This window comes from Oscillibacter sp. UBA6647 (assembly GCA_002455655.1).
Classification (GTDB): domain Bacteria; phylum Bacillota; class Clostridia; order Oscillospirales; family Oscillospiraceae; genus Oscillibacter.
Genome location: DKLF01000167.1, coordinates 1 through 5,322, shown reverse-complemented (window position 1 = coordinate 5,322; position 5,322 = coordinate 1). Strand labels below are relative to the sequence as shown.

General features: G+C 59.0%; 4 protein-coding genes. 2 read left to right on the top strand and 2 right to left on the bottom strand.

Annotated elements, in window-relative coordinates:
- A partial coding sequence (locus tag B2W96_RS11685; RefSeq protein ID WP_293010610.1) for a DUF4392 domain-containing protein occupies positions 1-804 on the bottom strand: 804 nt, incomplete at its 3' end.
- 320 nt (positions 805-1,124) lie between these two features.
- Here B2W96_RS11685 and B2W96_RS11680 point away from each other — a divergent pair.
- Complete coding sequence (locus tag B2W96_RS11680) at positions 1,125-1,457, top strand: DUF3870 domain-containing protein (RefSeq protein WP_293010609.1); 333 nt, start codon at positions 1,125-1,127, stop codon at positions 1,455-1,457.
- Positions 1,458-1,619: 162 nt separating this feature from the next.
- Positions 1,620-3,494: a DUF4914 family protein gene (locus B2W96_RS11675; protein ID WP_293010608.1), complete on the top strand. Its 1,875-nt coding sequence runs from the start codon at positions 1,620-1,622 to the stop codon at positions 3,492-3,494.
- Between the two features lie 149 nt (positions 3,495-3,643).
- On the opposite strand, the gene B2W96_RS11670 is transcribed toward B2W96_RS11675, so the two are convergent.
- Complete coding sequence (locus B2W96_RS11670) at positions 3,644-4,705, bottom strand: HD-GYP domain-containing protein (protein ID WP_293010607.1); 1,062 nt, start codon at positions 4,703-4,705, stop codon at positions 3,644-3,646.
- Between the last annotated feature and the right edge of the window lie 617 nt (positions 4,706-5,322).

Sequence of the window (5,322 nt, the reverse complement as noted above, 5' to 3'; positions counted from 1 at the left end):
CGCATCCACCGAGAGGGCGGATTTTCCCGTGCAGCCGTCCACACCGCCAGAGGCGATCACGGCTTGAAGCGCCATCAGCTCTTCTTCCGGCGAGGGAAGCAGCCGCTGTCTGGTGGCGGCGGACAAAAGCGCCGCCGCCGCCCAGCCCCACCAGTTGGAGACCCCGGCCGCCAGCGTGAAATTCGCCCGCCCTACGGCGGCAAGGCGCTTGCCGTGGGGCACATGTGCCTCCACCACCGGGCGCAGCGCGCCCATCCCCAGTTCATTTCCCCCATCGCCCACGGCGATGGTGACGGCACCCATCCGGCGGGCCAGCGGCAGAAAAATCTCCGCGTCCGTCACCATGTCGTCGATTACGCATCCGTTCATATTGTAAAAATGGCCGTCCGCGCTTTTGCCGGGGTGCTCGATGGTGAAAAAGTGAGTGGGACGGATTCGGTTCAAAAGACCTTGGGCAAAGGCCGCCGTGGCTCTGTCGGGAAGACAGACGATCTCGGCCTCCGGAGCAAGAACCCCGGCTGCGGCCCGTACCTGCGGGAGGGAGACGCTCCCGCACAGCAGGATTGCGTTGCAGCCCGCCGCCATCAATGTTCGGGCCAGATTTGCCGCGCCGGAGGGGCCGTCCGTCTCGCCATGGAACACGCCGCCGCAGTCCACCGGAAAGCCGGTAAGAATCACCGCCCGCTCTGCCGAGAGCAGCGTGTGGGTCAGCGCGTCGAAATCCGGGGCGGGCAGCCACCGGGCAAGGCCCCGGCCTGTCTCGTCCCGGCGCAGAAGCGCCCAGAGTTGTTCATAAAAATCCATAAAATACCTCCCGCAGGAGGGCCTTTTCAACAAAAAAAGACCCACTGATTTTGTGTAACACAAAATTCGTGGATCTTGGCCGCGGGGGGAAGCGCCGGAGAGACGTTCCGCGCGGGCAAAAACGAATCAAAGAGCCAAAGCGGACCACTTTGCTCTGGGCACAGTATAGCAGGGAAGCGCCGGTCCGTCAAGGCGGCGAGAGGACAAATTTCACGCTGGATTTTCGGCAAAATCTGTGGTATAACCACTTCATGGCGCCTTGCCCGACCGGAAGGAACACGGAGCGGCGTCTCCCCGGAAGGGGAAGGAAAGGGGCGGCTATGGGATATCCGAAAAACACGATTTTGGTGGTGGGACAAGCCAAGCCCAGCCGGGGCGACGCCATCTGCCAGACCCACGGAGAATTTTACATCAGTCTGGTGCTGGAGCGGGACACAGGGCTGATTCTGGATGCCGCCTGCAACACGATTTTGGACGTGACGGCGGCGTTTGTGCGGGAACTGCTGGTGGGCCGCCGCCTTGGAGAGGACTTGGCGGCGATGGAGGCGGACATCCGCACCCGCTATTTTGCGCTGACGCAAAAGCCCCTGATCGCCTGTCTGAAGGATGCGGCCAACCGCTATCGCGCCGCCCAAAGCGGTGAGAGCGTTTAAAGTGGAAAGCCATGCGAAAGACCCCCGAAAAGCGCGGAACGGGCTTGAATAACACCGAAAAATATGTTATAGTTAATCGGTTGCATGATTTAACCGCTGAATTTTTTGGACTAAATGATTGAAAAATGATCAGATAACTGCACTGGAAGCGAGGGACCGGATTTGAATGAGATATTAAAACGCTTTGTATTGCCGGAGGAACTGGCCGCTGTTGTGGATTGCAGTCCCAGTGTCATCGTTCCGGAGAGCAAGGAGACGCTTTACGAGCTGATTTTCGGCAACGAGCACACCACCCGGATTGACGTGGTATACGACGTGGATGGGCGGCCCGTCCACGAGGCGGACGTGGTCCGCTGCAAAAACGGAGCCGTGGTGAATTACACAGAGGACTATATGCGCCGCCGGGACCCGGACTGCATGCGCATCGCCGACGATCAGCCCACCGACAAGCCCCGGTTTGAGGACACATATGGCTACGGCTTTGACGAGGTGCGGGAGGAGACATTCCACTGGCTCTCCGGGCAGGAGCTGATTGTGGTGCCCTTTAAGGCCGGAGGATACAACTATGGCTACGAAGCGATGCTGGTGTGCCCCCGGAACGCGGCGTTTTTTGCGTTTGCCCTCTCCCAGCTTCAGGCCTTTGTCAACGTCCGGGAGCTGGAGAAGTTTGAGCCCCGGGCCATCGTTTACGTGGCCCCGCCCCTGCGCCACACCCGCTTTGGCGGGCGGCAGGTGGTGGTGCACAGCCGGGGAGAGAAGCTCCACGAGATTTTCTCCTATAACCTCTATCCCGGCCCCTCGGCGAAAAAGGGCGTGTACAGCGTGCTGCTGGACATTGGAGAGCAGGAGGGCTGGGTCACGGCCCACGCCTCCGCCGCCCGGATCATCACTCCCTATGAAAACGAGATGGTGATGATGCACGAGGGGGCGTCCGGCGGCGGAAAGAGCGAGCTTTTGGAGGATGTGCACCGGGATTCCGACGGACGGGTGCTGGTGGGCGTCAATTCCATCAGCGGGACCCGCCACTATATCAGCATGAGCGACACCTGCACCATTCAGCCTGTGACAGATGACATGGCCATCTGCCCGCCGGATTTTCAGCCCGCAAACGGCAAGCTGGCGCTGGCGGACGGGGAAGACGGCTGGTTTGTCCGGGTGGACGGCATCACGGAGTACGGCTGCGACCGGCTGTATGAACGCATCACCATCCACACGAAGGAACCGCTGATTTTCTTTAATCTGGACGGCGTGCCCAATTCCACCTGCCTTTTGTGGGAGCATACGCTGGACTCTACGGGGCGGCCCTGCTCCAACCCCCGGGTCATCATTCCCCGGCGGTTGGTGGACAACATCGTCACCGGGCCGGTGGAGGTGAACGTGCGCAGCTTTGGCGTGCGGATGCCCCCGTCAACGGCCCAGCGTCCCAGCTATGGCATTGTGGGACTGCTGCACATTCTGCCCCCTGCGCTGGCGTGGCTGTGGCGGCTGGTGGCTCCCCGGGGTTACAACAACCCCTCCGTCAGCGGGGATTCTGCGCTGGCCGCAGAGGGCGTGGGGTCCTATTGGCCCTTTGCCACGGGCCTGCGGGTGAAGCAGGCAAACCTTCTGATGGAGCAGATTCTGCGCTGCACCGCCACCCGGTATGTGCTGACGCCCAATCAGAATATCGGCATTTATCAGGTTGGCTTTGCCCCGGAGTGGATTTCGCGGGAATATCTGGCCCGGCGCGGCGGCGTAAATATGCGCATGGACCGGCTGACGCCTGCGCCCTGCCCGATTCTGGGCTATTGCCTGAAGGACATGAAGGTGGATGGCCAGCATATTCCCCCCAAGTTCCTCCGCCCGGAATTGCAGGAGCTTCTCGGCGAGGAGGGCTATCGGGTGGGCGCGAAAATACTCACCGACTTTTTTGCCAAGGAGCTGCTGGTTTACGACACGCCGGAGCTGCATCCCGTGGGGCGCCAGATTCTGGAGTGCTTTGCTGCCGGCGGCACCGTGGAGGATTATTGCAAAATCCTACCTCTGGGCCTTGAATAAACGACATCATGCGGCCCCGGCGCGGAAAATTCCGCGCCGGGGCCGTTCTTTTTTTAAAAAGACAATTTTTTGTGAGGGCATGCCCTCTTGCGCCGCACCGTCAGGGGCAATGGACAATTGTTTAAAAATTTTGCGGCGTAAAGGGTCCACTACGCAACGCCTTTGATCGTGACGTTCAAATAGCCAAAATCATCCTTCAGAGAAATCTCGAAGGGCTTTACCGCTCTGCCGTCCTGCCGATAGACACGGACCATGGGCCGCAGGCAGTAGGAAGCGTAATTCCTGATGACCAGTCCGGTCCAGCCGTTGCTCAGCGCCACGGAGGTGCCCACGGGATAGGGGGCGATTCTCTTTGTAAAGGCGTTGACCGCCTCCGGGTCGAACAGGGTTTCGGCGCTGGCCATCACATATTCAACCCCCTCGCTGGGGGGTAGGGCTTTCCGATAGGGCCGCTCGGAGGTCAGCGCGTCGTACACGTCGGCAAGGGCGGTAATCCGTCCGTAGAGGGAGATGCCCGTACCTTTTTTTTGCAAGGGATAGCCGGATCCGTCGTATCGTTCGTGGTGCTCTAAAATAGGCCGGCAGCTTCGGGGCGGAAGCCGGTATTCCGACGTGATATAGTCGTAGCCCATCTGGGAATGGGTCTTCATCAGCTCAAATTCCTCCGGGGTCAGAGGCCCGTTTTTTTGAACGATCTGCTTGTCGATAAACACTTTTCCGATGTCGTGCAGCAACGCACCGCTGCCCAGGGCGATCAGGTCGCTCACGGGAAAATTCATGGCCATGCCCAAAATGATGGACAGCACCGCCACGTTGAGAGAGTGGGAATATGTGTAGCTGTCGTAGCTGCTTAAATCCAGCATGTTCACCATCACGTTCCGGTTTCCGGAAAGCTCCCGCACAATGCATTCAATCTGGGCGGAGACATTAACCGGGTGCGGTTTTTTACCGCCCTGTCGGGCGGTGGAAATAATTTTCTGAATGCCCCGCATCGTCTCCGTGCGCAGCTCGCCGCTGATGGCGTCGATGACCTCAATGTCCCGGGAAAGGTCGTCTTCAATGTAAGCGCCCGCATAACCGGCCCGCAGAATGCCGCCAATATATGCGTTGTTCAGCGTGATTCCGGTAGAGAGCATGGTGTTCGGTCCGCGGTACAAGGGCTTTGCAAGCTGCATGCCCTCGCGTAAACAATTTGCCGCTACGAATCTCATCGCGATACCCTTTCAACATATGTTCTGCACACGATATCCTCCGTCCCAGCGGAGACACGGCTTCTTCGCGGTCCGGCCGTCAGGGTTGAAAGGGGTTCGCCTCGCGGTCCGGTCCGTGCCCTCCGTCTTGGGAGCGCAGGGCCAAAAAAATACGGAACAAACCATTCGTTGCCAGAGGTCCTATTATATCCGTATTTGGGAAAAATGTCAAATACTGAAGAGGAATTTTCCTTCGTTTATGCGGCCACAAAACATGCTCTCCGGGCGCACCGCCCGGGCTGTACGGCGCAGTATTATACTTAAGGCAACACCGAATAAAAAGCGGCTAACGCCTGAAACGCGGACTTGCTTGCCTCTTTTGCATCATTCGTTATAAAAATCTGACGGCGTAGTTCCGCGGTCCCCTTTGTATGGTGTCGCAGTAAGTGTGGATGAGGAATCCGCAGGCCAATTATTTCTGGAAAGCAGAGGGATTGCATAGAGCTGCCCCGGCGCGGAATTTCTCCACGCCGGGGTTCTTTGCCGCGGGGGAAGGGGGCGCGTCGGGATGACGGAGACGTTGTACCCCCCGATACGGCGGTTGATTAAGAATTGGTGGATGTCGAACCGGACAATTT